Here is a 25,555-nt window from a genome sequence, read left to right as displayed (position 1 = left end):
TCTTGCATCAGGCGGGTCAGTGCGGCCAGAACGATTTGGTGTGCAGAAACTTGCGCCAGCATCTGTTCAATCCGCCGGCCCCGGAAATCGCAACATGGCCCTGCCAGCCAATCACTGCGCCAATCGCACGTTGCACGTTGGAATCCTCTGTCGTTTCACGCACATCGGATAACAATCCCCGCGTGGTCTGGATGTCGTTAGCCACGCCGAGTGCGTCCTGCAGTCGCGAGAGGGACTTGAGATATTTTTGGGTGGCCGCCTGATTGCCATAGAGCGGCTGGAAAAATTCCATCGCGTAACGAAATTTCTTCAACAGAATCCGTAATTTGTGTCGTGCTTCCGGTTGCATATGACGAAAATGACGTCCGCGCTTTCTTGCCTTGCGCTCAAGCCCGGCAAGGACGCGCGCCGCGAGCGTCTCGATGGGGTCAGCCAATGTGGCGAGATCCTTACTTTCGATATCGCTGCGCCAGCTTCGTTGTTCGATGGCGAGCCCCAGCGACAATAGGAAACGGTTGGTTTGGCGGTCGGAGATTGCCTCCCGCACCTGCAGGTACGCTTGGTCATGAAAGGGCATGGAATTCGCATGCAGACCTGAAAATTCAATGTCAACGAGGCCTGCCTTTTCGATCGCCGGAAGCGTCGAGCCGATAAAGACATCCCAATTCCGCGCTGAATCCAACCCGTGGGCAAAGCGTTGGGCTTGCGTGTCGAGCGCCTGCAGCGACGGAGCATCAAATTCGCGGCGCAACAGGTAAAGCGCCGCGCGCAGTCGCCGCAAGGCGACGCGCAGTTGGTGAACAGCTTCCGGTTCTCGTCCGATTGCGGCCGGGCAAAGATTTGCCAGGATCTGGTTGTGGCATGCTGACAACAACGTGGCGATCCCCTCGTCGACAGTCTCACCGCCGCGCAAATTAGACTTACCCGCCTTACAGGCAGCGGGTTGACTGCCTAAAGCAAGGGCATAGCCGCGGGCCGATTTCGACTGCGTTGCGACACGCAGCGAGGAAACATCCATCAATGCCAGTCCAAGCTGGTAAAGAGTCGCGGCCTTGCCCTGTTTCAATTCGAGTTCGATCTCCGATATAGGCTCCTGCAGGGCTCCTGCCTCGATCAATCCTTCATCGAAGGCCACCTCGATTTGTCCATCGGTTAAGTCAACAGCGATCGTATGCCGCCGAACCTTGGTGATAAAAATCGGCACCAACTGATTGACGGTGATCTTGCTGAAAATCTCGTCGATTTCGGCGGTCGGCAATGCGCCAAGATCAGGTTGAAGCGCCGCCACGGAGGCTTCCCATTCGTCGCGGGAAAGCCGATCCTTGTCTGACAGGCGTTTAATCGTTTGCACATAACGCCTTCCGCTGCGTCGAACACGGAGGGTCAGGCCGGCACAAAGTAGTTGATAATCTGCCGTGTCGTAGTACGTCGCTTCAAGCCGCCGGAAATTTCCCTTGTTGCGTGAGAACTGAAGGATAACGGGTGAATTTCTCAATTGGACTAGCGTCTCGGGATCACAATGCAGTTTCAACTCGGTCTCGACCGGAACAGACTGCTGTTGCTGAGAAGCGGTTTTCCCCGTCTCGGGCCGATTTTCTGCGTTATCGACAGACACCACCATTATGCCGCTACCCACATCCCTTATGAACCGGACCATGGTACCGAATTGACTGAGCTTTGGAAAAGGTAAATTGGCTTTCGGTCCGTGATCAGCCCGACCAGAAGCATCAGACAGCTTGAACGCGGCCTGAGTCGTAAAGAGTTGCTCTGGCTGTTCGCCGGACGCTCGGGATAACGTTAAGCAGATGACATATAAATCGAAGGAATGTTCGCCGACTTGACGCTCTCATTCGTGCCCGCTGCATCAAAAGGTGGAGCGGGCACATGCTTAATCTAACTTCCAGCCTTTTGGCTAGAAACCTCGTCGAGGCGCTCTGCTCACCTTAGGTTGAATTCAAGGTAAACGCCGTTTCTGCGACCATAATAATACGGATCGCCTAGTAGGGATCATAGTATGGTCGATAATAGTATGGGCGGTATGGGCGATAATACGGACGGCGATAATAGCGACCACGATAATATCGACGGTTCCATCCAAGGTGGCGGCCACGATTCCAATGACGATGATAGTATCGACGGTAGTGGACTTTCTCACCGTTCGCAACTGGAGCAGTTGTCGTTTCCAACGGTGGCTGAATTATCAGCGGTGCAGCGCTTGGCGTTTCGACGACGCCAAACGTCCCGGCCGTCAGCAGGACTGCGCAAAGTCCTGAAATCAATCTTCTCATTTTGTCCTCCAATCGAAGGTCCAAGCTTCGGAAGGCATTCAACATGTTAACTGAAAATTAAACATACGCTCTGTCCCCTGAACGACAAATGAACAACACGGAGGACACTGCTTCATTCTTCTCGATTAATTGAGCACCGCTGCGGGTCCCACACCGGTAGGCACCAGAAACCACGTCCTAAGCGGCAGACGCCTCCCATGCATCACTGTCCCGGCAATCAGGGAGGTCTGGCGGCCGCAAGCCGAAGATTCCGCCCATAGCCGCGACTCGAGCCGAAGAACCTTGACGGCCTAGCATAATATCGGTAAATCCCGATATATGGAAAAAGATCGCACCATCGAAGCCTTTTCGGCTCTTGCACAACCTACTCGCATGGATGCGTTCAAGCTCATCGTCATGCATGAGCCCGACGGGATCGCAGCCGGCGAAGTCTCCCGAATTCTCGACGTGCCTCAGAACACCATGTCGACGCATCTTGCGATCCTGTCTAGGGCAGGATTGATCTCTTCGGAACGGCAGAGCCGTTCGATCATTTACCGGGTCAACTTCGAGAACCTTCGCGAGGCGATCAATTTCCTTCTGAGGGATTGCTGTGCCGGACATCCGGATATCTGCGCACCGCTCATCGCCGACATCGTTCCGTGTTGTCCGCCCAAGGAGAGATTCAATGGCTGACCATGTCTACAATGTCCTCTTTCTCTGCACTGGGAATTCTGCTCGTTCGATCCTCGCTGAATCCATTTTGACCAAGGAAGGCAAGGGCCGCTTTCGGGCTTTCTCCGCAGGAAGCCAGCCGAAGGGTGAAGTGAACCCGTTCGCGCTGAAGGTTCTTGACGCGCTCGGCTATCCAACTGAAAGCTTTCGATCGAAAAGCTGGGATGAATTCGCTGTCCCGGGCGCTCCGAAGATGGATTTCATCTTTACGGTCTGCGACACCGCCGCAGGCGAAACGTGCCCGGTCTGGCCGGGTCAGCCCGTCACGGCTCATTGGGGTATCGAGGATCCGGCCGTGGTCGAGGGAACCGATATCGAAAAGGAGACTGCGTTTTCATTGGCGGCACGCTACATGAAGAACCGGATCGGCGCGTTTCTAAACCTGCCGTTGGACTCTATCGACCATTTGTGGCTAACAACACAGCTGCAGGCCATTGGCCGTCGCGAAAAGATCGAAGCCCACGAGATTTCTGCATCCGACGTTGCCTTTAGGGACGCGCTGCGCGCTGCGTCGCTCCCAGTCGAAGATCTCAATGAGTCGAGCGGAACATTTTTTCGCTTCTTCGACAAGAACGGCGCTGCCATCGGCTATGGCGGCATCGAAATTTACGGCAAGAATGCTCTGCTGCGCTCAATCGCAGTGCCAGAACAGCTGCGGAAAAAGGGTCACGGCAGTGCTATCACGCGTCTGTTGCTTCGCCTCGCAGAAGCGGAGGGTGCGGAGTCAGGCTATTTGCTGACGACCGACATTGCGCCGTTTTTTGGCAAGTTGGGCTTCCACGTCGTCGACAGGGCAGCGGCACCATCTGAAATCCTGGCTACTCCTCAGGCCTCCAGTCTCTGTCCTTCGACGGCGTTAGTATTGACCCGACGCGTTTCCCTCTAAGGAGATACAATGTTCGAATTCGACCGTTATCTCCCGCTGTGTGTGTCCTCGTGCAACGTCCTCGGTATCATGCTCGGCCATGCGATGGCGGACATATCTCAAGCCATCTGTTCGTCCGAAATTGGCCGCAATCTGCCGAAGGTGGCTTAATGGCTGTAATACCCGACCTGTCCCGCCGCCTCGCGGCAGAAGCACTCGGCACGGCGATGCTCGTTACCACTGTCGTCGGTTCGGGAATCATGGCCGACCGACTGACCAACGATGTGGCACTTTCCCTGCTCGGCAATACGATCCCCACTGGCGCGATCCTGGTGGTGCTGATCACCATCCTCGGACCAATCTCGGGCGCGCATTTCAATCCGGTGGTGACGATGGTCTTCGCGCTACGGCGGGATATCGAGGCGAATGCATCATTTCTCTATATCGTTGCCCAGATCGCGGGTGGCATGGCCGGATCACTCATAGCCCACGCGATGTTCGAACTTCCAATCATCGAAGTTTCGGCCACGGTTCGCACCGGGACGGGACAGTGGCTTGCGGAAGCCGTGGCGGCCTTCGGACTCGTCTTTACCATTCTTGCCGGCCTCCGCTTCCGGCCGGATGCAATACCCTGGCTGGTCGGACTCTACATTACCGCCGCCTACTGGTTCACGGCCTCGACATCGTTTGCCAATCCGGCCGTCGCGATCGCACGGGCCCTGTCGAACACCTTCGCGGGCATCCGGCCCGCCGATTTGCCTGGCTTCATTATTGCAGAGTTCCTCGGCGCTCTGCTGGCTATGGCGCTGGCCAGTTGGATACTGACAGATCAGAAACCCGCCACCCAAGCGCTCAACAACCTGAAAGGTGCTGAATGACCATGAACGTCACCATCTACCACAATCCGTCTTGCGGCACGTCCCGCAACACATTGGCTCTCATCCGCAATGTGGGCATCGAACCGATCGTCATCGAATATCTAAAAACGCCACCCAGCCGTCAGGAGCTCAAAGACTTGATCCGCAGAGCCGGACTGACGGTCCGGCAAGCCATCCGCGAAAAAGGCACCCCGTATGCCGAACTCGGTCTGGATGACAAGACGTTGACCGACGAGCAACTGCTCGACGCGATGGAAGCCCATCCGATCTTGATCAATCGTCCTTTTGTCGTCACGGAGAAAGGTGTGCGTCTCAGTCGGCCGTCGGAAGTGGTCCTCGACATTCTGCCAAGGTCGCAACAGGGGGCGTTCACAAAGGAAGATGGCGAGGTCGTAATCGATACCGAAGGAAAGCGTGTTGGCTGATCTGCCGAATATTCAATCCGATGCGCTGCAGGTGCCGGAACCATCGAAGCTTTCTCCTCCGCGATCCACGCACTGTCCGCGCATTTTGCTTCTCTATGGATCGTTGCGGAAAGTCTCATATAGCCGGCTCCTGACGCAAGAGGCGGCGCGGCTGCTGGAGCATTTTGGAGCCGAAACCCGCATTTACGATCCGGCCGGGTTGCCGTTGCCTGACGACGCGCCGGTCGACCATCCGAAGGTGCAGGAACTGCGCGAACTATCTCTGTGGTCGGAGGGCCAAGTCTGGACCAGTCCGGAACGCCACGGAGCGATGACAGGTGTGATGAAATCGCAAATCGACTGGATACCGCTGGCAATGGGTTCGATCAGGCCCACCCAAGGGCGTACGCTTGCGGTCATGCAGGTGTCAGGCGGTTCGCAATCGTTCAATGCCGTCAACCAAATGCGGGTGCTCGGGCGCTGGATGCGGATGATCACGATTCCCAACCAATCATCGGTGGCCAAAGCCTACCAGGAGTTCGACGAGAACGGCCGCATGAAGCCGTCGGCCTATTATGATCGCGTCGTCGATGTGATGGAGGAACTGGTCAAATTTACTCTACTGACACGAGATACTTCCGGATACCTGACGGATCGATACAGCGAGCGCAAGGAAAGTGCAGCCGACTTGGAAAAGCGCGTCAATCTCAAGAGTGCGGTTTGAATTTCCTCCGCACTTTTTGACCACCTTGTGACCTCAGTTGCTGGCGCGAGCCATCACAATCGAGCAGTTCAACGACGGCAAGAAGGGCAACAGGTCAACGCCCGCCACGCCGATTGCCAAAAATGGCGACATCTGCAAATGATCCAAAGGTTCGCACTTATATCGGTAACTGGCGGAAGAGGTGAGATTCTGAACTCACGGTACGGTTCCCCGCACGACGGTTTTCAAGACCGTTGCCTTAAACCACTCGGCCACTCTTCCAGCCTCGTATAGCGCTTGCCGCTTTTCAACGGGCGAACAACCAGACTCTGGTTTCCAGTGCGTTACACGCGGCCTTTATAGCTTTTCGAATTGCGGCGTCAACCTGCTCCATTGAGGTTAATTGACGGGTTGTTCCGGAGATTGGGCGAGTAAGCTCCTTATCCAATGATCTTTCCTGGATTCATGATGCCGTTGGGATCGATCATCTGCTTGATCGACTGCATGAGCCTGAGCTTCACCGGATCGATGAGCGCATGCAATTCCGGCTTCTTTTCGAGTCCAATTCCGTGCTCGGCGGAAAATGATCCGCCTGTCTCGCGTATATTTGCGTAGACAATTGATTTTATTTTGTCTTTGTCGGGTTTTGCGGTTTCACCTGCAACACCGATATGCAGGTTGCCATCGCCCAGGTGGCCGAATGCGAAGCCTTTTATATCGGATCCTAACGCGGCGATGCCGTTGTTGAATTGCGTCAACCAGCTTTCAAGATGTTGCAAGGGAATGGAAATATCGAACCAGTAGCCGTGCGGACAGACGCGCGTGACCACATTGCTGTCTTCGCGAATGTTCCAGATTTCGTTCCGCTCTTTCTCACTTTGGGCGAGGATCGCATCGAGGACAAGACCTGCGTCGATCGCTGCCGCCAGCGCCTCTTCCAGCGCCGTTTGCGCAATTTGCTGATCGGTAGCATCGCTCTCAATAATGATGTAGGCGGGCGCACGGGTGAAGGCAGCCAATGAAGCGGGACCGAGGTTGCTCGAAGCCAGCGCAAAATACTCCCGCGCCATAAATTCCGCGCGCAGGAGATTAAGGCTGCGATTGCGCTGCAGTGTTTGGAATAGTGCGACTGCATCGGTTGCGGAGGGGCACGCAACGAGCGCCGTGGCGGTGAATTCGTCGCCAGGTGCAAGCCTGATGACGGCGCGTGTGACGACCCCGAGTGTGCCTTCCGCGCCAACGAACAATTGCTTGAGGTCGTACCCTTCGTTGGATTTGGTGACCTGTGCCATGTCGCTCATGATGGAACCATCCGGCAGTACGACTTCGAGGCCAAGCACGCGTTGACGCATGACGCCATGACGGAAAGCATCCATGCCGCCAGCATTGGTCGAGATCATGCCGCCAATCGTGGCGCTGCCGCGCGAAGCTATATCGATGCCGGTGGAAAGGTTCACCCGCGCTGCAGCCTCTTGCAACGCCTGCAGTGTGACACCGCTTTCGACGATGGCGGTGCCGGCGGAAGCGGTGAGGGATCTGATCCTGTTCAAGGCGGAGAGCGACAGGATGATTTCTCCAATCGCCGATACGGCGCCACCTGCCAATCCTGTGCGCCCGCCATGCGGCACGACGGCAATGCGGTGTTCGTTGCAAAAACGAAGGATGGATGCGACCTGCGCGGTATTTTGCGGGACTACCATGACACCGGCGTCGAGATTGTGCTGGTCGGCCCCGGGATCAAGAACACTGAGCGCGTCGCCGGTCTTCAGGCCGCTTGCCCCCACGATTTCACGCAGGTCAGCTAGAATGTCGCCGGCGATCATTGGGGTTCTGACGCTCCGCGTCTTTCGATGAAGATCTGAAAGCCAAGTATGACCGCCGTGATCACGATCAGCAAGACGGAGATGGCGGCGATTGCCGGATCGATATTGTCGCGCAGCCCCATCCACATCAGGCGGGGCAGGGTGATGGCGTTTACACTGGTGATAAACAGGGTGACACCGATCTCTTCCCACGAAAGCACGAAAGACAACAGCGCGGCCGTCGCGATGCCGAACTTGATATTGGGGATGATGATCCTGAAGGCGCGTGTCGCCAGATTGGCGCCAAGGCCGCGCGCAGCAAGGTCGATGCGGCGGTCGACCTGATAAAGGGCAACCAGGATGAGGACGACCGCGAACGGCGTGATCATCACGGCATGCGCCAATGCAACGCCGAGCCAGGTGTCATAGCCGATCCAGTTGTTGAAAGCCGAAAGGGTGGTCATCAGGAAATACAGCGTCATGGCGGAGACAACGGGCGGTACCACCAGTGGCAGGAGCACGAAGCCGATCAGTACCGCAGCAAATCGCGGCTGGAACATCCAGATACCGAGCCCGAACATGGTGGCCAGCGCCGTTGCGATGGCACTCGACAGAATGCCGATGCGCAGGCTGAGCAGGATGCTTTGGCCCCAGGCCGGATTATCGATCAACGCCTGATAGTGCCGCAGCGACAGGGTCCCGGACGGCATGGAGAGAAAGCGTGCCGGTGTGAACGATACCGGTACGACGGCAATCAGCGGCATCAGCAGGAACAGGGCGACAGCTGTTGCGGCGATGAGCAGAACGGGGCCGGGACGGGATGATGGCATGATCCTATCCCACCAGGTGCGCAGGTTTGATGAAGCGCCGCATCAGCGCGAGGAGCACGCCGATGAACAGCACCAGAACGACGCTGATGGCCGCACCGAGACCCCAATCCGGGCTCTGGAAAATGCGCAGATAAACGAGTTCCGCCACCATGACGCTGCGGCCGCCGCCGAGGATGGCCGGCGTGACGAAAAAGCCGAGCGCGAAGACGAAGACGATAAGCGCCGCGCCGATCAGTCCGCCATAGGTGAGCGGTACGAAGACGGTCCAGAAGATGCGGATACGCGATGCACCCATGCCGCGTGCCGCCAGCAGGACACGCTCGTCGATACTGCGCATAGCTGAGGCAATCGGGAACACCGCAAAGGGAATGAGAAAATGCGTCATGCCGATGATGACACCGAGCTCGTTGCGTGCCAGCGCCAGAGGTTCGCTGATGATGCCGGCGGACTGCAACCATGTGTTGATAAGACCGCGGTTCGACAACATTGCCAGCCAGCCGAAGGCGCGCGTCAAAACCGAGATCCAAAAGGGGACGAGGATGCAGAACTCCGCCAGCATGCGCTGCACCGAACTGCCGCGCACCCAGACATAGGCGATGGCATAGGCCATGACGAGTGTTGCGGCGGTCACGACCAGGCAGATGCGCAGGGTGCGGGCGAAAACCGACTGGACGAGGGGGTCGGTGAGCAGCGCGCGGTATTGGCCCACCCCCGGCTCCGGCAGCGTGAAACTCCAGCGAACAACACCAAGAAAGGGAACCACATAGGCAAGCCCGAGGAACAGCAGCAGCGGTGCCAACAGCAACATTTTTCTGGAGGTGGCTGACTTCCCGGTCATTCAGAGTCCTTCGTGTGGTGAAAAAGTCAACGAAGCGGCGCGAGAGCGTTCACTCTCGCGCCGCGCGCCTCAAGCCGAGATGACTTTCGTATATTCGTCGAACGCCTTGCCGTAGTTTTCAGCATACCATTCCATATTGAGCGGGATCTGCTTCGTCATATTGGCCGGATCGACGCAGTTCACCCGCTTTTTGTCGGCCGGGATCAGCGCATCGGTCGCCGGATTGGCTGGACCCTGACCGAGCAGGTTGAACATTTCCAGCTGGCGTTCCGGCGTCTGGGCGCTTGCTATGAATTTCATCGCATTGTCCTTGCCGCCGGGATTGCCCTTCATTACGCCAAGCGCGCCGGGCGAAATCAGGCCCTGATCCCAGATGAATTTGATGTTGCCGCCGGAATCCTGTTCGAGCAGTTGTGCCCGTGTGGACCAGATGATCGCCATCGACGCTTCGCCGTCCATCAGCACTGACTGGCTTTCGGCGCCGCCGCCCCAATAGGCCACGACGTTTTCCTTGAACGCCGCGATCTTGTCATGCGCGCGCTTGAGATCCAGCGGGTAAAGTTTCTCAGGTGCAACTCCATCGGCGAGTAGAGCTGCTTCCCACATCGCCGATCCCCACTTGTAGAGCGATCGTTTGCCGGGGAATTTTTTGACGTCGAAGAAGTCGGCCATGCCGGTCGGCACCTGGTCGCCGAATTTCGAAGAGTCATAGGCAATGATATAGGAGAAGAAATAAGTCGAAGCAGCATGATCCCAGCCGAAGCCTGGCCGCATCTTGCTCTTGTCGACGATTTTATAATCGATTTCCTCAAGCATCCCCTGCTTGCCGAGCGATATTCCGGAGAACGGGTCTATGTCCAGCAGGTCCCAACTCGGCTTACCGCTCTTGAACTGGGCAGTGATGGCGCCTTCCGTCGGGCCAGAGCCGTCCATCTTGACGGGAATGCCCGTCTCCTTGGTGAAGGGCTGACCATAGGCCTTGTCATAGGCGGTCATGGCATCGCCGCCCCAATTGACCAGGACAAGCTCCTTGGCCTGGGCGGAGGATTTGGTCGAACGCAGAAGTGCGGGCGCTCCGGCAAGCAGCATCGCCGCCATCTGCGTGAAACGCCGCCGGCTGATTTCACCATTCTCGACCTTGCTGGCCAGTATCTCGAGGCAGTCTTTTTGAAATGCGTTATCCATTTTGTTTCCCTCTGGATTGTTATTGTCACATTCCTGATGCTGCCGCTTAACCTCCGGCAGGCAGCAAAAAGCCCTGATGCACCGGCCAGGACACCCACACATCTGTTTGCGGTGCGATGGGCGATGTCGCGGCAGTTGGCATTGAAACCGCCAGGCTGGTGCCCCTACGTGTCTTCAAATGGTATTTGGTCGAGGCGCCGAAATAGGTCGCGCCCTCGACCCGGCAGGTGATGGCATTGCGGTCGCCATTCTGCGGACCCGTGCAAATGACCATATGTTCGGGACGTACGGCCGCCACTGCATTTGGTCCGGTCATGGCCATGGTCCTGTTCAGAACGATCGTCCGCTCCTCGAATTGGCCTGCCGCGCGATCGCCTTCAAGCCGTAGAGCATCCAACGGCAAGAGATTGATTTCGCCGAGAAACTCGGCAACGAAACGGCTTTCGGGGCGCTCGTAGACGTCCTGCGGCTTGCCCACCTGCAACAGTTCGCCATGGTTGAAGATGGCGACGCGCGAGGAAAGGGCAAGCGCTTCGGACTGGTCGTGGGTAACGAAGACGAAGGTCGTTCCGGTCTCTTCATGCAGCCGCTTGACTTCCTGCTGCATCATTTCACGCAGGTTCTTGTCCAGTGCAGAGAAAGGCTCGTCGAGCAGCAGAACCGAGGGTTCGAAGACGAGGGCGCGGGCCAGGGCCACCCGCTGCTGCTGGCCACCGGAGAGCTTGGCCGGAAGCTTCGTCTCATGGCCGGTGAGGCCGACGCGCTGCACCATCTCACCGACCTTGCGCTTGATATCGGCTGAGGAGCGCCCCCGGACTTTCAACGGAAAGGCGATGTTCTGTTCGACCGTCAGATGCGGAAAGAGCGCATAACCCTGAAACACCATGCCGTAGGAGCGATCTTCGGCAGGCACATTGGTGATATCCTTGCCGTCCATCATCAGTCGCCCAGTGGTCGGCGCGGTGAAGCCGGCAAGGATCATCAAGAAGGTCGTCTTGCCCGATCCGGATGGTCCAAGGAGGGTCAAAAATTCGCCGCGACCGATGTCGAGCGAGAGATTCCTCAGCGCATGAAAAGCGCCAAATGTCTTGCCAATCGATACAGCCTTGATCTCGGCGGCTTTCGCATCGCCCAGTTGAATGCTTTGAGGCATTGATTGACCTCTTTCCCCTTATTTTGACAGGAGCCTAGGCACAATCTGCGGTTCCGACAATTGAATTATATTACCGCGATACGTGAATGAAATTCACGCCAACCTTCTTCCTGGCTCATGGCGCGGACTTCAGGCATTGCGGGTCTGCGAAAGGCGCGATTTCAACCATTCCGTGAAAGCAAGCTGGGCCGCATTGTCAATCCTGGCATAATCCGTCACCAGAAAATAGGATTTTGGCGACTTGATGCTGAGGTCGAACGGCCGGATGAGTTGACCGGCCCTCATGGCTTTGCGGCAGGTGAGTTCGTCCCCCATGGCGATGCCCTGGGCGGTGATAGCGGCGGAATAGACGAGATTCATGTCGGAGAACACAATGCCCCGCTCCGAATCCGGATTATCGACGTTGGCCAGTGCCAACCAGCGGGTCCAATCCTCGAAATCGCCAAGGTGCAACAATGGCGCGCGCAAGATATCTTTCGGTTCGGCGATACCGCCCAGATTGTTTAGGAGCACCGGGCTGCAGAGTGGCGTGAATTCCACCTCGCACAGCAGTTCGACCGAACGGTTGGGCCAATTGCCATCACCAAAAGCGATAAAGAGATCGACGCTTGCATCCGTGACGTCGTCGAGTTTGCGCGGGGTTATGATGCGTAGTGCCACTTCCGGATATTTCTCCTGAAACTCAGCGATATGGGTGCACAACCAGAGAGATGCGAACCCTGCGGTGCAGCTTACGCACAATGATCCGCCGGTACCTGCAGGGTTTTGCCGGCCGCCAGCATCGTCAATGACAATCAGCGCCTTGCGAACATCGTTGGCATATTTGCGCCCGCGCGGCGTCAGCGTGATACCCTTGCCATCCCGCTGCAGGAGTTCAAAGCCGAGGTCCCTCTCGAGCAGGCGCAATTGATGGCTGACAGCGCTGCGGGTCAGATGCAACTCTTCGGCTGCCCGCCAGACGCTGCCATGTCTGGCAAAACTTTCCAGAGCACGCAGCGCCTGAGTGGATGGTATGCGCATATTTGTGTCCTTGGGGATGAAGAGGTGAATAGAATTTGCACGTTTTGAAAAAACATATCACTTTTTGTCCCGCCTTCCAGATGATTATCTCCCGGCAGCGGGAGGCGGAATGTGGTTACGGCAACAGCAACATCGGCACTGAATTTTGTTGACGATCACAAAGCCGATCTGTCGACCTGGACCCGAACGATTTTCGATTTCGGTGAAACCGCATGGCGCGAATATCAGTCGGCTGATTGGTATGTGACCCGGCTGCGTCAAGAGGGGTTTGACGTCGAGGCCGGCTCCGGCGGCATGCCGACTGCCTTCTGCGCGCACTGGACCAACAAGGCCGGCACCAACGGCAAGGCACCGACAATTGGTATGTATGCCGAATATGACGCGGTGCCGGGCAACTGTCAGGACGCATCCACGGTCAAGCGGCCACGACCCGGCCTGAACGAACATGCGGGCGGCCACACCGATCCGCATTCCGGTCTCGGCATTTCCAGTCTCGGCGGTTTGCTAGCAACAAAGGCGGCGATGGAAAAACATGGCATCACCGGAACTTTGAGATTTACGGGTGAGCCTGCGGAAAAGGTCCGTGGCTCAAAGCCGATTCATGCCGCCAAGGGCTATTATGACGGGTTGGATGGCATGATCTCCTTCCACCCGTTCTATATGCTTCCGCTATGCAACACGGTGCGCTGGGATACGCATTGCGGTGCTGCTTATTCGATGGTCTATCGCTTCATCTGCGACCAGCCGGAGCGCTGGGGCATCAGTGATGGTGCCCCGATCCCTCAATCGCATTCCGCGGTGCGGGCGCCTGGCGCCAATGACGCACTGATGATGATGTATATGGCCTCGAAGGCGCTGCGCGATTCCATGCTGCCACATCAGGGCGGCTGGTCGATCAGCGAAGCGATCCTGACGGCGGGGCAGGCGACGGCTGACAATCTTCCGGCAGGCCTGGCTGAAATCCAATACATGATGCGCGTACCGACCATTGCCATGGCCGAGCAGATCACAGCAGTGCTTGATCGTAATGCGGATCATGCGGCCGCGATGACGGGATGCCGAGTCGAGCGGCATTGGGTTTGCAAGTCCCGGCCGGGCCTTGCCAATCATGCGATGGCCGGGATCACCTGGGATGCGCTCAATATTGTCGGCGCGCCGCGCTGGAACGAGGCGGCAAAGGCCATAGCACGTGAGATTCAGGTGAATACCGGGGTGGAAGCGATGGATGAGCCGTTCATCGATGCATGTGAATCGCTGATTTCGCCTCAGGAAGCCGAGACGATCCTGCGCCACGATTTGCCGCCATCGCAGATCAACTCCACATCCGACGATTACACGGACATGACCTGGCATGCGCCGACGGTCCGCTTTTACGTAGCGCGCCCGGCATTGAAGGCGCCGAAGGGATTTTCCTATCCGGGCTGGGTGATGAATGCGCTCGGCGGCATTTCCGAAACCATCGAACCAATGGTGATTTGCGCGTCGAAGACAGTGGCGCTGACGGCACTGCGCCTGCTTGAGGACGAAGGCGCGCGGAGACGAGCAAAAGGCGAATTTATCGAGCGCACCGGTGGCGGCGTTGGCGGTTCAAAATGGATCGCACCGCTTTGCGATTATGAGCCCCCGGTCCATTTCCGCTGGCCGGAATATGTAACAACCGCGCGCGGACGCGAGTGGTGGATACCCACTGGCGGCGTGCAATGAGGAGACAGTCCATGACACGTCACGAAAAGGGCTTCGCGGCCGATGCGTTCACGCTGAAGCGGCGCAATCCGAATGGCGGCACCAAGCCTCTCAATGGCTGGGGTTTCCGTAATGAAACCGATCCACTGACCGATGTGCTTCTTGGTTCGCCCGCCTTCCTCAGGCATTTGGCGACGAGCTCCCTGTCTCGCAAGCACCTGCGCGAGGCGCCATGCAACATTCAGGCTGCGCAGGCACAGCACAAGGAACTTGTTGCTGCGTATGAGCATTTCGGCGTCAAGATTCATTGGCACGATCCGGAACCCGAATTGCCGATGCAGGTCTATTCGCGCGATTCCAGCATAATGACGCCCTATGGCGCGATCATCACCGCCATGGCCAACTGGTGGCGGCGCGGCGAGAACTATGCAGCCATCCGTACTTACGAGCGACTGGGCATCCCGATTTATGACATGGTCACCGCCGGAACATTCGAGGGCGGCGATTTCAACGTCATCGAGGAGGGCTGCGTGTTGATCGGTTGCGGCGGCGCGCGCACACAGGAGGAGGGCGCCCGTCAGATAGAGGAATGGTTCCGCAAGGAAGGCTGGGAAACGCGGCTTGCCTTCATCGACGAATATTATGTCCATATCGATTTGATGGTGGTGCCGATCGCGCCGAAACTGACTGCGGTCTGTCTCGCTTGCACGGAGCCCGCTATCGTTGACTGGCTGAAAGGAAAAGGTCACGAAATCATCGATGTGCCATTCCAGGATACTATGAATCTTGGCTGCAATTTCATGTCGCTTGGCAACGACCGGATCATCGCGCCGACGTCGAGCAAGACTTTGATTGAAAAGTTGAGGGCGAGGGGGTTCGAGGTAGCGGCGGTTGATATGAGCGAGATCTCCAAGACCGGCGGCGGCATTCATTGCATGGCGCAGGCGCTCTTGCGCTCACCTGATTGAAGTTACGACTGACAGGTGTCGTCAGTTGCAATTCGCTAGTAAATAATTTCTACTTCGACGGGAAACATTGGAATATTCATCTGCGAACTTGCCATCTGAGATTGCTAGCATGCGAATTCGACAACGAAACCAGTAGGATCGAATTAAATCCTACAGTAGCTTGCAGGGAAAATCATGATCTTGAAAAGTGTCGCCTCAATCGGGCTGGGCGTGTTGGTGGCTTTGACGGCGGCAACGACCGGCTTCGCCCAGACGGTGAAGATTGGCAGCAAAAACTTTACCGAGCAGTTTGTAGTCGCCGAAATTTACGCTCAGGCGCTTGAGAAGGCCGGAATTACGGTTGAGCGCCGGCTTAATCTCGGTGCGACGCTGATTGCCCATTCTGCGCTGACCAATGGCGAAATCGATCTTTACCCGGAGTATACGGGGACGGCACTTGCCGCTGTCGTCAAGGGCGATTTGTCGGGCTCGGCAGAGAAAATCTACAAGGACGTCAAGGATTACTACGAGAAGAACCTGCAACTGACGCTGCTCGAGCCGACACAGATCAACAATGGCTATGCGATTATCACGCTTCCGGAAACAGCCGAAAAATACAAGCTGAAGACCCTGACGGATCTTGGTCCAGCGTCGAAGGAACTTTCGTTCGGTGCGGAAGGCGGCTTTGGCGAGCGCAAGGACGGGCTGCCGGGCTTGAAGAAAACTTATGGTATCGAGTTCAAGGATTTCCGCATCTTCGCCAAGCTCGGCATCCGCTACAGCGCACTAACGAGCAAGGACATCGATGTGTCCTACGGATTTAGTACCGATTGGCAGATTGCCGACAGCAACCTGGTCGTGCTTGACGATGACAAGCATCTGTTCCCGCCTTACTACCTCGTCCCGGTTGTTCGCCAGGATGCTCTGGCCAAGAACCCGAAGATTGCGGAAGTCCTCAACAAGATCAGCCCGCTTCTCAACAATGAAAACATGCGCGCGCTCAATGCCGCCGTGGAGCGGGACAAGAAGGAACCGAAGGAAGTTGCCGAAGAGTTCCTGAAGGAAAAGGGCATTTGATCGGATTGCGGCGGAGCTAGCCGGTTTCGCCAATGATTTGAACGCGGAGCGGCGGAGATGGTCTCATCTCCGCTGTTTCGTTGCTGATTTGACCATGCAGGCAGGGCGGCACTCTTGAACTGGGCTCCAAAAACATTCCGGAAATTCTCACCGCGACCTGGCAGCATCTGGTCCTTTCGGTATCATCGGTGCTGATCGGGCTGATAATTGCGCTGATACTCGGGATCATCTGCGCACGCCGGCCAAAGGTCTACGCCGTCGTACTGACGATCACCGGCATCATCTTTGTCATACCGAGCCTTGCGCTGTTCGCGCTGCTGATTCCGTGGCTTGGCCTTGGGACAAAACCGGCGCTTGTCGGGCTATCCTCCTACTGTCTGCTGATCCTGTTGCGCAATGTCGTGACCGGCCTGCGCGGTGTTCCGGCGGATGTGCTCGATGCGGCCGACGGCATGGGCTACAGTGGCTGGCAACGACTGCTCCGTATCGAGCTGCCCCTGGCACTGCCGCTCATTGTCTCGGGCATTCGCATCGCGCTCGTCACCGTCATCGGCATCGCCACTGTTGCAGCTTTCATCGATGGGGGCGGATTGGGCACGATCATACTCATGGGGATCGACCAGAGCTACACGGAGAAAATCCTGGTCGGCGGAATTCTAACGGCACTCATGGCGACGTTCTTCGATGTGCTTCTAAGCCAGGCCGAAAAACTACTGGTCCGGGGGCGGTGACGAAATGTTGAGCACTGCATTCGTCTGGATTATCAACCACCAGCCGGAGTTTTATCAGGCACTCGCCCGGCATCTGGTGATGTCGGGCGTTTCACTGGCCTTTGCGCTGGCTATTGGGCTGCCGCTGGCGATCCTGATTATCAATCGCGGGGGTCTTGCTTTTGCGGTAATCAACACGATCAACGCCTTGCGCACGATACCAAGTCTCGCGATCCTCGCAATCATGATGCCGCTGCTCGGCATCGGGCTGTGGCCATCCATCGTTGCGCTGACCATTCTCGCTCTGCCGCCGATCCTGCTCAATGCGTTCGTCGGCCTGCGGGATGTCGATCCCGACGCGGTGGAAGCCGCGATTGGGATGGGCATGAGCCGTGGCCAGGTCCTGCGCAAGATCCGTATCCCGCTGGCGGCGCCGGCGATGTTTGCTGGAGCGCGTACCGCAGCTGTGCAAGTGCTGGCCGGTGCGACGCTGGCACCATTCATCGGCGGTGGCGGGCTTGGCGATTTCATTGCCGTGGGCATCAGCATGATGGATATGTCCCGCTTGCTCGTTGGCGCCATTCCGATTGCCTTGTTGGCGCTAGGGACCGAATTCATTCTCGGCCTTGCCGAAAAGTTCTTTTTTGCAGAAAGATCGACCGCATGATCACGATGGAACATGTCACCAAACGTTACGTAGAGGGCGGCGTTGCCTCAGTTGATGATCTGTCGCTGGTGGTGCCCGAGGGTACGACCACTGCGCTGATCGGCCCGTCCGGCTGCGGCAAGACCACCACGATGCGGATGATTAACCGACTGATCGACCCTACTGACGGCAAGATCGTCGTCAATGGTGAAGACGTCACCAAGGTTGATCCGGTGAACCTGCGCCGCCATATCGGCTATGTGATCCAGCAGGTCGGGTTGTTTCCGCACATGACCATTGCCCAGAACATTGCCGCCGTTCCCAAACTGTTGGGCTGGGCGGAGGCGAAAATCAAAAGCCGAACGGAAGAGCTCTTGCATCTTGTCGCGCTCGATCCGCGGGAAATGCTCACACGGTATCCGCGGCAGCTTTCAGGCGGCCAGCGCCAGCGCATCGGCGTCGCGCGCGCGTTGGCAGCGGATCCGCCGGTGCTGCTTATGGATGAGCCTTTCGGCGCTATCGATCCGATTGCGCGGACACGACTGCAGGACGAGTTTCGCCAGATCCTGCAGCGTGTCCGCAAAACCGTTGTGCTTGTCACCCACGATCTGGACGAAGCCATTCGGCTTGGTGATCGCATCGCTATCATGAAAAACGGGAAGATCGTCCAATATGATACGCCTGATACGGTGCTGTCGCATCCTGCCGACGCGTTTGTCGAAAATTTCGTCGGCATCGATCGCGCGATCAAACGGCTCAGCCTCTTTACCGTGAATGATGCGATGAGCGGCAGTACGCCGCGCGAAGGCGCCAGCAAAGTTGCTCCGACGAGTAGTTTGCGCGATGCACTGGCGTTGATGGTTGCCGCCAACAGTGACGTTCTCGCCGTAGTGGACGAGAGGGGCGCCATAAAGGGGCAACTGACGCGGGATGCCATCTTCTCAGTTTGATTTATGCTCACTTTGGAGGAGTCAAGAAATGTCTGTCGCCTATCGTTCCTCGGAAATACCTGCTGTTTTGATTGAACCGACCAGCCGGCGTGTTCGCCTGAAGCTCGGGGATCAATTCATCGCCGACTCGACTGAAGCCGTAGTCATCTACGAAAATGGCGTGCGCCCAACGTATTACTTGCCGAAGACTGATTTTGTTGGCGGCACACTGACAGCCACGGAAAAAACCGAACCGGCGCCACTGTTCGGTACGAAGGCATTTTGGTCGCTGCAGTCGCGGGGCGTATCGTTGCCCGACAAGGCATGGAGCTATGACGGAGCGAAGCTTGGACTTCCGGAACTAGCCGACTATGTGACAGTCGATTGGCGCTCTGTGCGCTGGTTCGAGGAGGATCACGAAATCTTCGGGCACCCGCGCAGTGCCTATCATCGCATAGATACCATACCGAGTTCACGTCTTGTCGAGGTTGTCGTCGACGGAAAGCCGGTAGCGCGTACCAGGCGGGCGATCTTCCTGTTCGAAACCGGAATGATTGCCCGTTATTATTTTCCAGTCGATGATCTGGTTGCGGGGACGCTCGTACCAAGCGATTACACGACATACTGTCCCTACAAGGGTCCGGCAGCCTACTATCATTTCGAACTCGGCGGCCAACGCCATGAGAACATCGTCTGGTACTATTCCGAGCCCTTTCCGGAAAGCGCCGAGATCAAGGGGCTGATCTCGTTCTATAACGAGAAAATCAATGAAATCCGTATCAGCAATGGCGAGGCATAATGCACATCGGCATTTCCATCACGCCGTTCGGCCATCATCCCGCCGCATGGCGAGAGAACGGGTCACCGGATACGATGGACTTCAAGCACCTGGCGGCGCAGGTCAAGAAAGCCGAGGACGGAGCGCTCGATTTCGCCTTTTTTGCGGACCGGCTGGGCCGACGGCCAATCGATGATCTGTCTCCGCAGGCAGTGCCTTTCGAACCGACGACTCTGGTCGCGGCGCTTGCCACCGTCGCGCGCAAAATCGGCCTTATCGCGACTGCTGCAACCAGCCAGCACGAGCCGTACAATCTCGCTCGTCGCTTTGCTTCGCTTGATACGATCAGCAAAGGCAGAGCAGGCTGGAATCTGGTGATCTCGCCGGAAACAGTCGCGCGCGAAGAGGAATATATCGACGTTGTCAGCGGGCTCTGGGACAGCTGGGAAGATGACGCCTTCGTATATGACAAGGCGTCGGGGCGATTTTTCGTACCTGGGAAGATGCACGTACTTAATCACGCGGGTGCGCATTTCAAAGTGCGCGGTCCGCTCAACGTCAATCGTTCGCCGCAGGGCAAACCGCTCATCTCGCAACTGCTAACCGGGGATACGCTGGATATCGCAGCGCGGTCGGCGGAATTGATTTTTATCGGCGCGCGATCGCCGGATGAGGCGAGGGCACTCGTGGCGGACATAACGCAGCGACTGGGGAGACATGCGCGCATGCGATCCGATGTCAGAATCCTCGCAAACGTGGTTCCGTATATCGCAGGGACCGCGGGCGAGGCACGGGAAATCCGTGACAGGCTCGATGCGTTGCCCGCCGCTGGGGAAAAGCCCGCCGGGCTTGAAGTCTTTGGCTCGCCCATTGGAACAGCGGATCGACTGCAGGACTGGTCTGAGACGTTCGGGATTGACGGGTTCATGATCCTGCCACCGCTTGTTACGGAAAGTACCCATGCGTTTATCGACGGCGTTATTCCGGAGCTCAGCAAGCGTGGTATGTTTCGCAATGCTTATATGGGAAGCACGTTGCGCGAGCACCTTGGTCTTCGGAGGCCGCCGCATCCGGCGAGCCGTTCAGCGGGAGCTGTCGCGATGAGCCGAGCGAACTCTCGACAGATGAAACTCGGTGCGTTTCTGATGGCCGGCGGGCACCATATCGGAGCCTGGCGTCATCCGGACGCCGTTGCCGAAGCTGGCGTCGATATCGATCATTTCATTGGGCTGGCGCAGATGGCGGAGGCTGCCAAGTTAGACATGATTTTTGTCGAGGACGCTGCGGCAATCCGCGAGCGCAATGTCAACATTGCCAGCCAGGCCGCGCGCTCGACGGGTTTTGAACCGCTCAGCCTTCTGGCGGCACTTGCGGTCAACACTTCGCATATCGGATTGGTCGCTACCGCCTCCACAACCTATAACGACCCTTATGGGCTGGCGCGAACATTCGCCTCAATCGATCAGTTGAGCGGCGGGCGTGCAGGCTGGAATCTGGTGACGTCAGCGAGCGAACTCGAGGCGGAAAATTTTGTCTCGAGCGGCCTGCGACCGCATGCACAACGCTATGAGCGCGCGGAGGAATTTGCGGCAGCAGCAACCGCGGTTTGGGACAGTGTCGATGCGGGCGCTTATGTGGTCGACGGGAATGTCTACGTCGATCCCGGCAAGCTTCACCCGGTTGACCATCGAGGCACACATTTCACTGCCGCAGGGCTTCTCGACAGTCCACGCTCACAGCAGGGGCGCCCGGTGATGGTGCAGGCCGGCGCATCGGATGCTGGAAAAAATCTCGCGGCGCGTACTGCCGATGTCGTTTTCACCGCGGCACAGACACTTGAGGAGGGGCAGGAATACTACGCTGATCTCAAGGCGCGCATGCCTTCCTTCGACCGCGAGCCTGATGATCTCAAAATCCTGCCCGGTGTATCACCCATTGTCGGGCGCACCGAGAGCGAGGCGCGGGCAAAATATGATGCCTTGCAGGAACTCATACCCGACGAGGTCGGTGTTGCGCTGCTTGCCAGCTATCTCAGTGTCAAGGATCTGTCGCAGTATCCGCTGGAAGGACCTTTGCCGGAGATGCCGCAGACTGATGGTATCCAAAGCCGGCAACAATTGATTATCGATATGGGGCGGCGCGAGAACCTGTCGATCCGGCAATTGGCCAGGCATTTCGCTGGAGCACGCGGACACTGGCAGCTGATCGGAACCCCGGCGCAGATTGCCGACGAACTCGAAGAGCGCTTCTACGCCAAGGCGGCCGATGGCTTTAATATCATGGGGGCGCTTTTTCCGGCAGGGCTAGAGGATTTCATAATCCTGGTCATTCCTGAACTGCGCCGCCGCGGTCTCTTTCGCGAAGAATACGAAGGGCGCACACTGCGCGAAAATCTCGGAACCCGAATACCCGCGCGCGGCGCTTGAGCAGAAAGAACAGCATGCAACCCATTTACATTGATTATCTGAATGCCCTGGATATCGACGCCCTTGCGCTGACCGATGCAGAAATTCTGGCCGCGATTGAAATCTCGCTTGCGGCGCAGGGCAATGGCGAGACGGTGATCGAACCTCGGGTTCATCTTGAGCCGGATGCATCTTTTCACGGGCATTTCAATGTGTTGCGTGGATATGTTGCACCTCTGAATTTGGCAGGCGTGAAAGTCGTCGGCGATTTCGTCGACAACTACAAACTGAACTATCCGTCGGAATTCGGTGTACTCAACCTGTTTGACCCGCGCACCGGCGCTCCCCGTGCCATTCTTGACGCGACCGTTATCACCGACATGCGAACAGGCGCGATTACCGCGCTTGGTGCGAAATATCTGGCGCGCAAGAGCTCGAAAATTCTGGGTCATATCGGCGCGCGCGGCACGGCCTACTGGAATGTGCGGCTGCTCGATCATCTCTACGATTTCGATGAGATCTCGCGTGCATTCGCGCCGTCCTGAAAGTCGCGATGCTTTTGCGGAAAAGCTGTCGAACGATCTGGGCAAGGAGATCGTGGTCACCGATAATTGGCGCTCCTGTGTCGAGGGGGCTGATATCGTCGTCGAGGCTTCGCGCCTGCCAGAGCCGCAGCCGATGCTGAAGACAGAATGGATCAAGCCCGGAGCGTTTGTCGTGCCTTACGGAACGATGAGCGCAGTGGAATTGTCGCTGACCGACATCATGGACAAGCTGGTGGTCGATGACTGGGGCCAGTGCAAGAGCGGCAAGTTCGGCTCGCTTCGTGCACATGTCGAGGCCGGCAAGCTATCCGAGCAAACCCTGCACGCCGAACTCGGCCAGATCGTTGCGGGGCAAAAGACCGGACGCGAGAATGACGTCGAGACCATCCTTTTTTGGCACCGCGGCCTTTCGCTGAGCGATATTGCGCTTGGCCATGCCATGCTGGAAAAGGCCAAGGCTACCAATATCGGTCAGAGGTTGCGTTTCGCATGAACGCGATCGTTTTCAAAGGCTCGGGCACGACAGCTCATGATATTGCGGCAATCGCCCGGAAGGACGCAGCCGTCGCAATCGGGGCCCATGTTCATGACCGATTGGTGCGTGCGCGTGCGATGCTCGATCAAGCTGCCGCCATGGGTCAACAGATATATGGCCTGAATACCGGGCTCGGGGCCAACCTCAAGACGCCAGTAACCGAGGGTATCAACACGTTTCAGCAACAGCTGGTGCGCGGGCGAGGCATGGGCGTTGGCCCGTCATTGCCGCGCGATGAAACCCGCGCCGTCATGGCGGCGCGACTTTCAATGCTCGCTGTTGGTGGTTCCGGTATATCGCCTTCTGTTTTCAACGACTTGCTTGCTCTTTTGAACAAACATGTTCATCCGGTCTTGCCGTCGATTGGCTCTATTGGAGCAGGCGATCTCGTGCTTCTTTCAGCAATTGCCAGAAGCCTGATCGGCGAGGGCAATGCGGAGTATCAGGGGCAAGTCTATCCGTCTGGACAAGCTCTGGAATTGTCCGGACTTGCGCGATCCGCGCTTGGCCCCAAAGATGGATTGTCTCTGCTCAATGCCTCTGCCGTCTCGGTTGGCTGCGGCGCGTTGGTTGTCGTGGATACAGCGTCCCTTCTTGATTTTCAGCGTCAGGCTGCGGCCTTGAGTTTTGAGGCACTTGGCGGCAATCCACTTGTTCTCGCGCCCGCCATCCAACGCGCCCGGCAGGCTGCCGGGCAGGCCGAAGAGGCGGAAAAACTTCTGGCTCTGCTTGAAGGTTCCTCGCTTTTCGGAGCCCAGGCGGCCATCCAGGATCCGCTGAGCCTGCGTTGCGTTGCCTCTATCCAAGGCGCGCTTGCCCAGGCAGTGAAATCCGCGACAGAGGCAGTCGAGATTGAACTCAACGCGGCCGCGGACAATCCACTGGTGATCGTCGATGAAGGCCGCGTGTTGTCGACAGGTAATTTTCACACTCCGTCCTTGGCTCTGGCTTTCGAGACCCTGGGCCTCGCTATCGCGCAGGCAGCGCTGGCAAGTGCCGCACGGTTCATTCAGCTGACGGGATCAGGACGCAACGGCCTACCGCGCTATCTTACGCCTCTTGGCGGCGCCTCGGCCGGATTTGTGCCGCTGCAGAAGACGGTGGCGGCGCTCGCCGGCCGGATACGGCACCAGGCAAACCCGGTGCTGCTGGACTTCCTGCCGGTCTCCGAAGGTGTCGAAGATCACGCGACGCAGACGCCGCTTGCCGTGGCGAAGTGCGCAGAAATTATTGGTTTGTGGAGCCACGTCATTGCATGCGAGATGCTGGCTGCTGCGCAGGGGATTGATTTCAAACCCGGCCATCGATGCGGTGATGGCACGTCGGAAGTCTATGGTTTTGTGCGTGCAACAGCTTCGCGGCTCAAGGACGACAGAGCGCTCGGGGATGACGTTTCCGCTCTTGCAAACCTTATGTTGCCGCGCGCATGATCAATCACACCAATCGTTACGCTTTCAGGAATTGTGGAAATGCCGGAACTGAAGATCAGAACTCGCTCTGTTGGCGCAAGGGCCGTGCTTAAGGGCAGGGATTTACCGGTCGTCACATCCGAAACGGGCGGCGAAATCAACATCGTCACTTCCGTGTCGCAACCGGGTTTCAACCCGCTCGACCTGCTCTATGCCTCATTGTCGGCCTGTATCGTGCTTAGCGCGCGGATTGCGGCCAGCCGCTTGGGCGTGGCAGATAAACTTGAGGAAGTGCGGGTACATGTGACGGGCGAAAAAGCCCATGACGAGCCCTCACGCGTTGCCCGTTTTGAAATCAATATCGAAATCGATGGCGATCTGGATCCAGCAACGCGGCACCACATCGTTGAGATTGCCGAGGAAATCTGCACCGTCAGCAATACGCTGCGCGGGAATGCGGAATTTGTCACCAAGCTGGCTGACTGATCAGTCCAGCTCAGCTGCCTCCCGCCTTCTTGTAGGAATTGAGTTCGGGGTCGAGTTCGACGTCGACAACATTGGTGAATATGGTGGTGGCTGCCATAATGCCGGCGAATGCCACAAGGTTGACGAGGGTAGCCTCGTCATAACGTGCCTCGAGCTGCTGCCAGAGAGCATCGGACACGGCGTTGGAATCAACAATAATGGCTCTGCCGAACTCCATCAGCAATGCTTCGTTCACGTCGGGAGTGATGGTTTCCGGTTGGAATCCTGAATCGATCAGGGCGCGGCGGAAGAAGGTCGAGGGCACGAGCGCATGGTTCGCCTCGGATATGGCGAGGGAAAAAAGCCAAATAGCCCGATCCGGGATCGCGGGACGCAGCAGATCACGCAGCGTGAACCACTCGGCATAGATCCGGTGCGCGACCGGGGAGTGAAGCATTATACGCTTCATGTTTGTCATTCGACCGCGCCGCCTCAGTTCTTCATCGTGTTCGGCTCTAATTTCGGGCGAGGCCTCACTGTAGACAATCTGCGATATGCGACTCATTGGGTCCCTGCGAGCGATGTATTTCGCGCACTATAGGCGTTGTTAAGGGGCTATCAACCTATCAGTGGCACTTATAGGGTTGGTGCCACCTCAATGATGGGCGTCGGGGTTGCACCAGCCTTCTGATCCGTTTATCGATACATCTGATGTAAAATTCCTGGGGACGGCCTGTCTGGCCGGT

Annotated in this window: 25 protein-coding genes, 1 tRNA gene and 4 pseudogenes; 20 read left to right on the top strand and 10 right to left on the bottom strand. The window is 57.4% G+C overall.

Annotated features, from left to right (window positions below):
• Nucleotides 1–16 precede the first annotated feature (16 nt).
• Nucleotides 17–1,621: a CYTH and CHAD domain-containing protein gene (locus N8E89_RS16145; protein WP_162707084.1), complete on the bottom strand. Its 1,605-nt coding sequence runs from the start codon at nt 1,619–1,621 to the stop codon at nt 17–19.
• Between the two features lie 393 nt (nt 1,622–2,014).
• Between N8E89_RS16145 and N8E89_RS16140 the strand changes: the two genes are divergently transcribed.
• Nucleotides 2,015–2,338 carry a hypothetical protein gene (locus tag N8E89_RS16140; RefSeq protein WP_162707085.1) on the top strand — a complete coding sequence of 108 codons (324 nt, stop codon included), beginning with the start codon at nt 2,015–2,017 and terminating at the stop codon, nt 2,336–2,338.
• Nucleotides 2,339–2,452: 114 nt separating this feature from the next.
• Here the strand turns inward: N8E89_RS16140 and N8E89_RS29370 are convergent.
• Nucleotides 2,453–2,563 (bottom strand): annotated as a pseudogene (locus tag N8E89_RS29370) (IS1595 family transposase); the annotation flags it as partial.
• A 43-nt stretch (nt 2,564–2,606) separates the two neighbouring features.
• Here N8E89_RS29370 and N8E89_RS16135 point away from each other — a divergent pair.
• The 7 genes and pseudogenes from N8E89_RS16135 to arsH all read left to right on the top strand — a co-directional run bounded on the left by N8E89_RS16135 (nt 2,607) and on the right by arsH (nt 5,873).
• Complete coding sequence (locus N8E89_RS16135; protein ID WP_106665239.1) at nt 2,607–2,963, top strand: ArsR/SmtB family transcription factor; 357 nt, start codon at nt 2,607–2,609, stop codon at nt 2,961–2,963.
• A pseudogene (locus tag N8E89_RS16130) lies at nt 2,956–3,480 on the top strand (arsenate reductase ArsC); the annotation flags it as partial. The gene N8E89_RS16135 and the pseudogene N8E89_RS16130, both read left to right, overlap by 8 nt.
• Nucleotides 3,454–3,888 carry an arsenic resistance N-acetyltransferase ArsN2 gene (arsN2, locus tag N8E89_RS16125; RefSeq protein WP_410010385.1) on the top strand — a complete coding sequence of 145 codons (435 nt, stop codon included), beginning with the start codon at nt 3,454–3,456 and terminating at the stop codon, nt 3,886–3,888. The pseudogene N8E89_RS16130 and the gene arsN2, both read left to right, overlap by 27 nt.
• 9 nt (nt 3,889–3,897) lie before the next feature.
• Nucleotides 3,898–4,038, top strand: coding sequence for a hypothetical protein (locus N8E89_RS16120; protein WP_162707086.1), 141 nt, complete (start codon nt 3,898–3,900; stop codon nt 4,036–4,038).
• On the top strand, nt 4,038–4,745 hold the full coding sequence (locus N8E89_RS16115) for an aquaporin (protein ID WP_106665237.1): 708 nt from the start codon (nt 4,038–4,040) through the stop codon (nt 4,743–4,745). The genes N8E89_RS16120 and N8E89_RS16115 overlap by 1 nt, the downstream gene beginning before the upstream one ends.
• Nucleotides 4,742–5,170, top strand: coding sequence for an arsenate reductase (glutaredoxin) (gene arsC / locus N8E89_RS16110; protein WP_210203776.1), 429 nt, complete (start codon nt 4,742–4,744; stop codon nt 5,168–5,170). Before N8E89_RS16115 ends, arsC begins: the two co-directional genes overlap by 4 nt.
• 1 nt (nt 5,171) lies before the next feature.
• On the top strand, nt 5,172–5,873 hold the full coding sequence (gene arsH, locus N8E89_RS16105) for an arsenical resistance protein ArsH (protein ID WP_410010384.1): 702 nt from the start codon (nt 5,172–5,174) through the stop codon (nt 5,871–5,873).
• A gap of 170 nt (nt 5,874–6,043) precedes the next feature.
• Here arsH and N8E89_RS16100 read toward each other — a convergent pair.
• The 7 genes from N8E89_RS16100 to N8E89_RS16070 all read right to left on the bottom strand — a co-directional run bounded on the left by N8E89_RS16100 (nt 6,044) and on the right by N8E89_RS16070 (nt 12,680).
• Nucleotides 6,044–6,134, bottom strand: a tRNA-Ser gene (locus N8E89_RS16100).
• A gap of 158 nt (nt 6,135–6,292) precedes the next feature.
• Nucleotides 6,293–7,675, bottom strand: coding sequence for an FAD-binding oxidoreductase (locus N8E89_RS16095; RefSeq protein WP_262260496.1), 1,383 nt, complete (start codon nt 7,673–7,675; stop codon nt 6,293–6,295).
• Nucleotides 7,672–8,484, bottom strand: coding sequence for an ABC transporter permease (locus N8E89_RS16090; protein ID WP_262260495.1), 813 nt, complete (start codon nt 8,482–8,484; stop codon nt 7,672–7,674). The genes N8E89_RS16095 and N8E89_RS16090 overlap by 4 nt, the downstream gene beginning before the upstream one ends.
• Before the next feature lie 4 nt (nt 8,485–8,488).
• Entirely contained in the window at nt 8,489–9,322 is an 834-nt protein-coding gene (locus N8E89_RS16085) for an ABC transporter permease (RefSeq protein WP_106665233.1), read from the bottom strand.
• Between the two features lie 69 nt (nt 9,323–9,391).
• Nucleotides 9,392–10,507: an ABC transporter substrate-binding protein gene (locus N8E89_RS16080; RefSeq protein ID WP_106665232.1), complete on the bottom strand. Its 1,116-nt coding sequence runs from the start codon at nt 10,505–10,507 to the stop codon at nt 9,392–9,394.
• Between the two features lie 46 nt (nt 10,508–10,553).
• A complete protein-coding gene (locus N8E89_RS16075; RefSeq protein ID WP_106665231.1) occupies nt 10,554–11,660 on the bottom strand; it encodes an ABC transporter ATP-binding protein in 1,107 nt (368 codons plus the stop codon).
• 129 nt (nt 11,661–11,789) lie between these two features.
• A complete protein-coding gene (locus tag N8E89_RS16070) occupies nt 11,790–12,680 on the bottom strand; it encodes a LysR substrate-binding domain-containing protein (protein WP_106665230.1) in 891 nt (296 codons plus the stop codon).
• 111 nt (nt 12,681–12,791) lie between these two features.
• On the opposite strand from N8E89_RS16070, the gene N8E89_RS16065 reads away from it, so the two are divergent.
• From N8E89_RS16065 to N8E89_RS16010, 12 genes and pseudogenes are all read left to right on the top strand, one after another.
• Entirely contained in the window at nt 12,792–14,384 is a 1,593-nt protein-coding gene (locus N8E89_RS16065) for a zinc-binding metallopeptidase family protein (RefSeq protein WP_106665229.1), read from the top strand.
• Nucleotides 14,385–14,395: 11 nt separating this feature from the next.
• Nucleotides 14,396–15,331, top strand: coding sequence for a dimethylarginine dimethylaminohydrolase family protein (locus N8E89_RS16060; RefSeq protein ID WP_106665228.1), 936 nt, complete (start codon nt 14,396–14,398; stop codon nt 15,329–15,331).
• 174 nt (nt 15,332–15,505) lie between these two features.
• Nucleotides 15,506–16,387 carry a glycine betaine ABC transporter substrate-binding protein gene (locus N8E89_RS16055; protein WP_106665227.1) on the top strand — a complete coding sequence of 294 codons (882 nt, stop codon included), beginning with the start codon at nt 15,506–15,508 and terminating at the stop codon, nt 16,385–16,387.
• Nucleotides 16,388–16,575: 188 nt separating this feature from the next.
• Nucleotides 16,576–17,118, top strand: coding sequence for an ABC transporter permease (locus N8E89_RS16050; protein WP_410010317.1), 543 nt, complete (start codon nt 16,576–16,578; stop codon nt 17,116–17,118).
• Nucleotides 17,119–17,122: 4 nt separating this feature from the next.
• A complete protein-coding gene (locus tag N8E89_RS16045) occupies nt 17,123–17,764 on the top strand; it encodes an ABC transporter permease (RefSeq protein ID WP_106665225.1) in 642 nt (213 codons plus the stop codon).
• Nucleotides 17,761–18,693: an ABC transporter ATP-binding protein gene (locus N8E89_RS16040; protein ID WP_106665224.1), complete on the top strand. Its 933-nt coding sequence runs from the start codon at nt 17,761–17,763 to the stop codon at nt 18,691–18,693. Before N8E89_RS16045 ends, N8E89_RS16040 begins: the two co-directional genes overlap by 4 nt.
• Nucleotides 18,694–18,721: 28 nt before the next feature.
• Nucleotides 18,722–19,471 (top strand): DUF427 domain-containing protein, encoded by a 750-nt coding sequence (locus N8E89_RS16035; protein ID WP_162707087.1) that lies wholly within the window; start codon nt 18,722–18,724, stop codon nt 19,469–19,471.
• Nucleotides 19,471–20,193 (top strand): annotated as a pseudogene (locus tag N8E89_RS16030) (LLM class flavin-dependent oxidoreductase); the annotation flags it as partial. The gene N8E89_RS16035 and the pseudogene N8E89_RS16030, both read left to right, overlap by 1 nt.
• A 357-nt stretch (nt 20,194–20,550) precedes the next feature.
• A complete protein-coding gene (locus N8E89_RS16025) occupies nt 20,551–21,876 on the top strand; it encodes an LLM class flavin-dependent oxidoreductase (RefSeq protein WP_106665221.1) in 1,326 nt (441 codons plus the stop codon).
• A 14-nt stretch (nt 21,877–21,890) separates the two neighbouring features.
• Nucleotides 21,891–22,893: pseudogene (locus N8E89_RS16020) on the top strand (ornithine cyclodeaminase family protein).
• Entirely contained in the window at nt 22,890–24,365 is a 1,476-nt protein-coding gene (gene hutH / locus N8E89_RS16015) for an HAL/PAL/TAL family ammonia-lyase (protein WP_106665219.1), read from the top strand. Before N8E89_RS16020 ends, hutH begins: the two are co-directional and overlap by 4 nt.
• A 39-nt stretch (nt 24,366–24,404) precedes the next feature.
• Nucleotides 24,405–24,830 carry an OsmC family protein gene (locus N8E89_RS16010; RefSeq protein ID WP_106665218.1) on the top strand — a complete coding sequence of 142 codons (426 nt, stop codon included), beginning with the start codon at nt 24,405–24,407 and terminating at the stop codon, nt 24,828–24,830.
• Nucleotides 24,831–24,840: 10 nt separating this feature from the next.
• On the opposite strand, the gene N8E89_RS16005 is transcribed toward N8E89_RS16010, so the two are convergent.
• A complete protein-coding gene (locus N8E89_RS16005) occupies nt 24,841–25,374 on the bottom strand; it encodes a carboxymuconolactone decarboxylase family protein (protein ID WP_106665217.1) in 534 nt (177 codons plus the stop codon).
• Nucleotides 25,375–25,555 lie beyond the last annotated feature (181 nt).

This window comes from Phyllobacterium sp. A18/5-2 (assembly GCF_025452215.1).
Taxonomy (GTDB): Bacteria; Pseudomonadota; Alphaproteobacteria; order Rhizobiales; family Rhizobiaceae; genus Phyllobacterium; species Phyllobacterium sophorae.
Note: the sequence above shows the minus strand (reverse complement) of the source record. Positions and strands in the feature narration are given on the sequence as shown.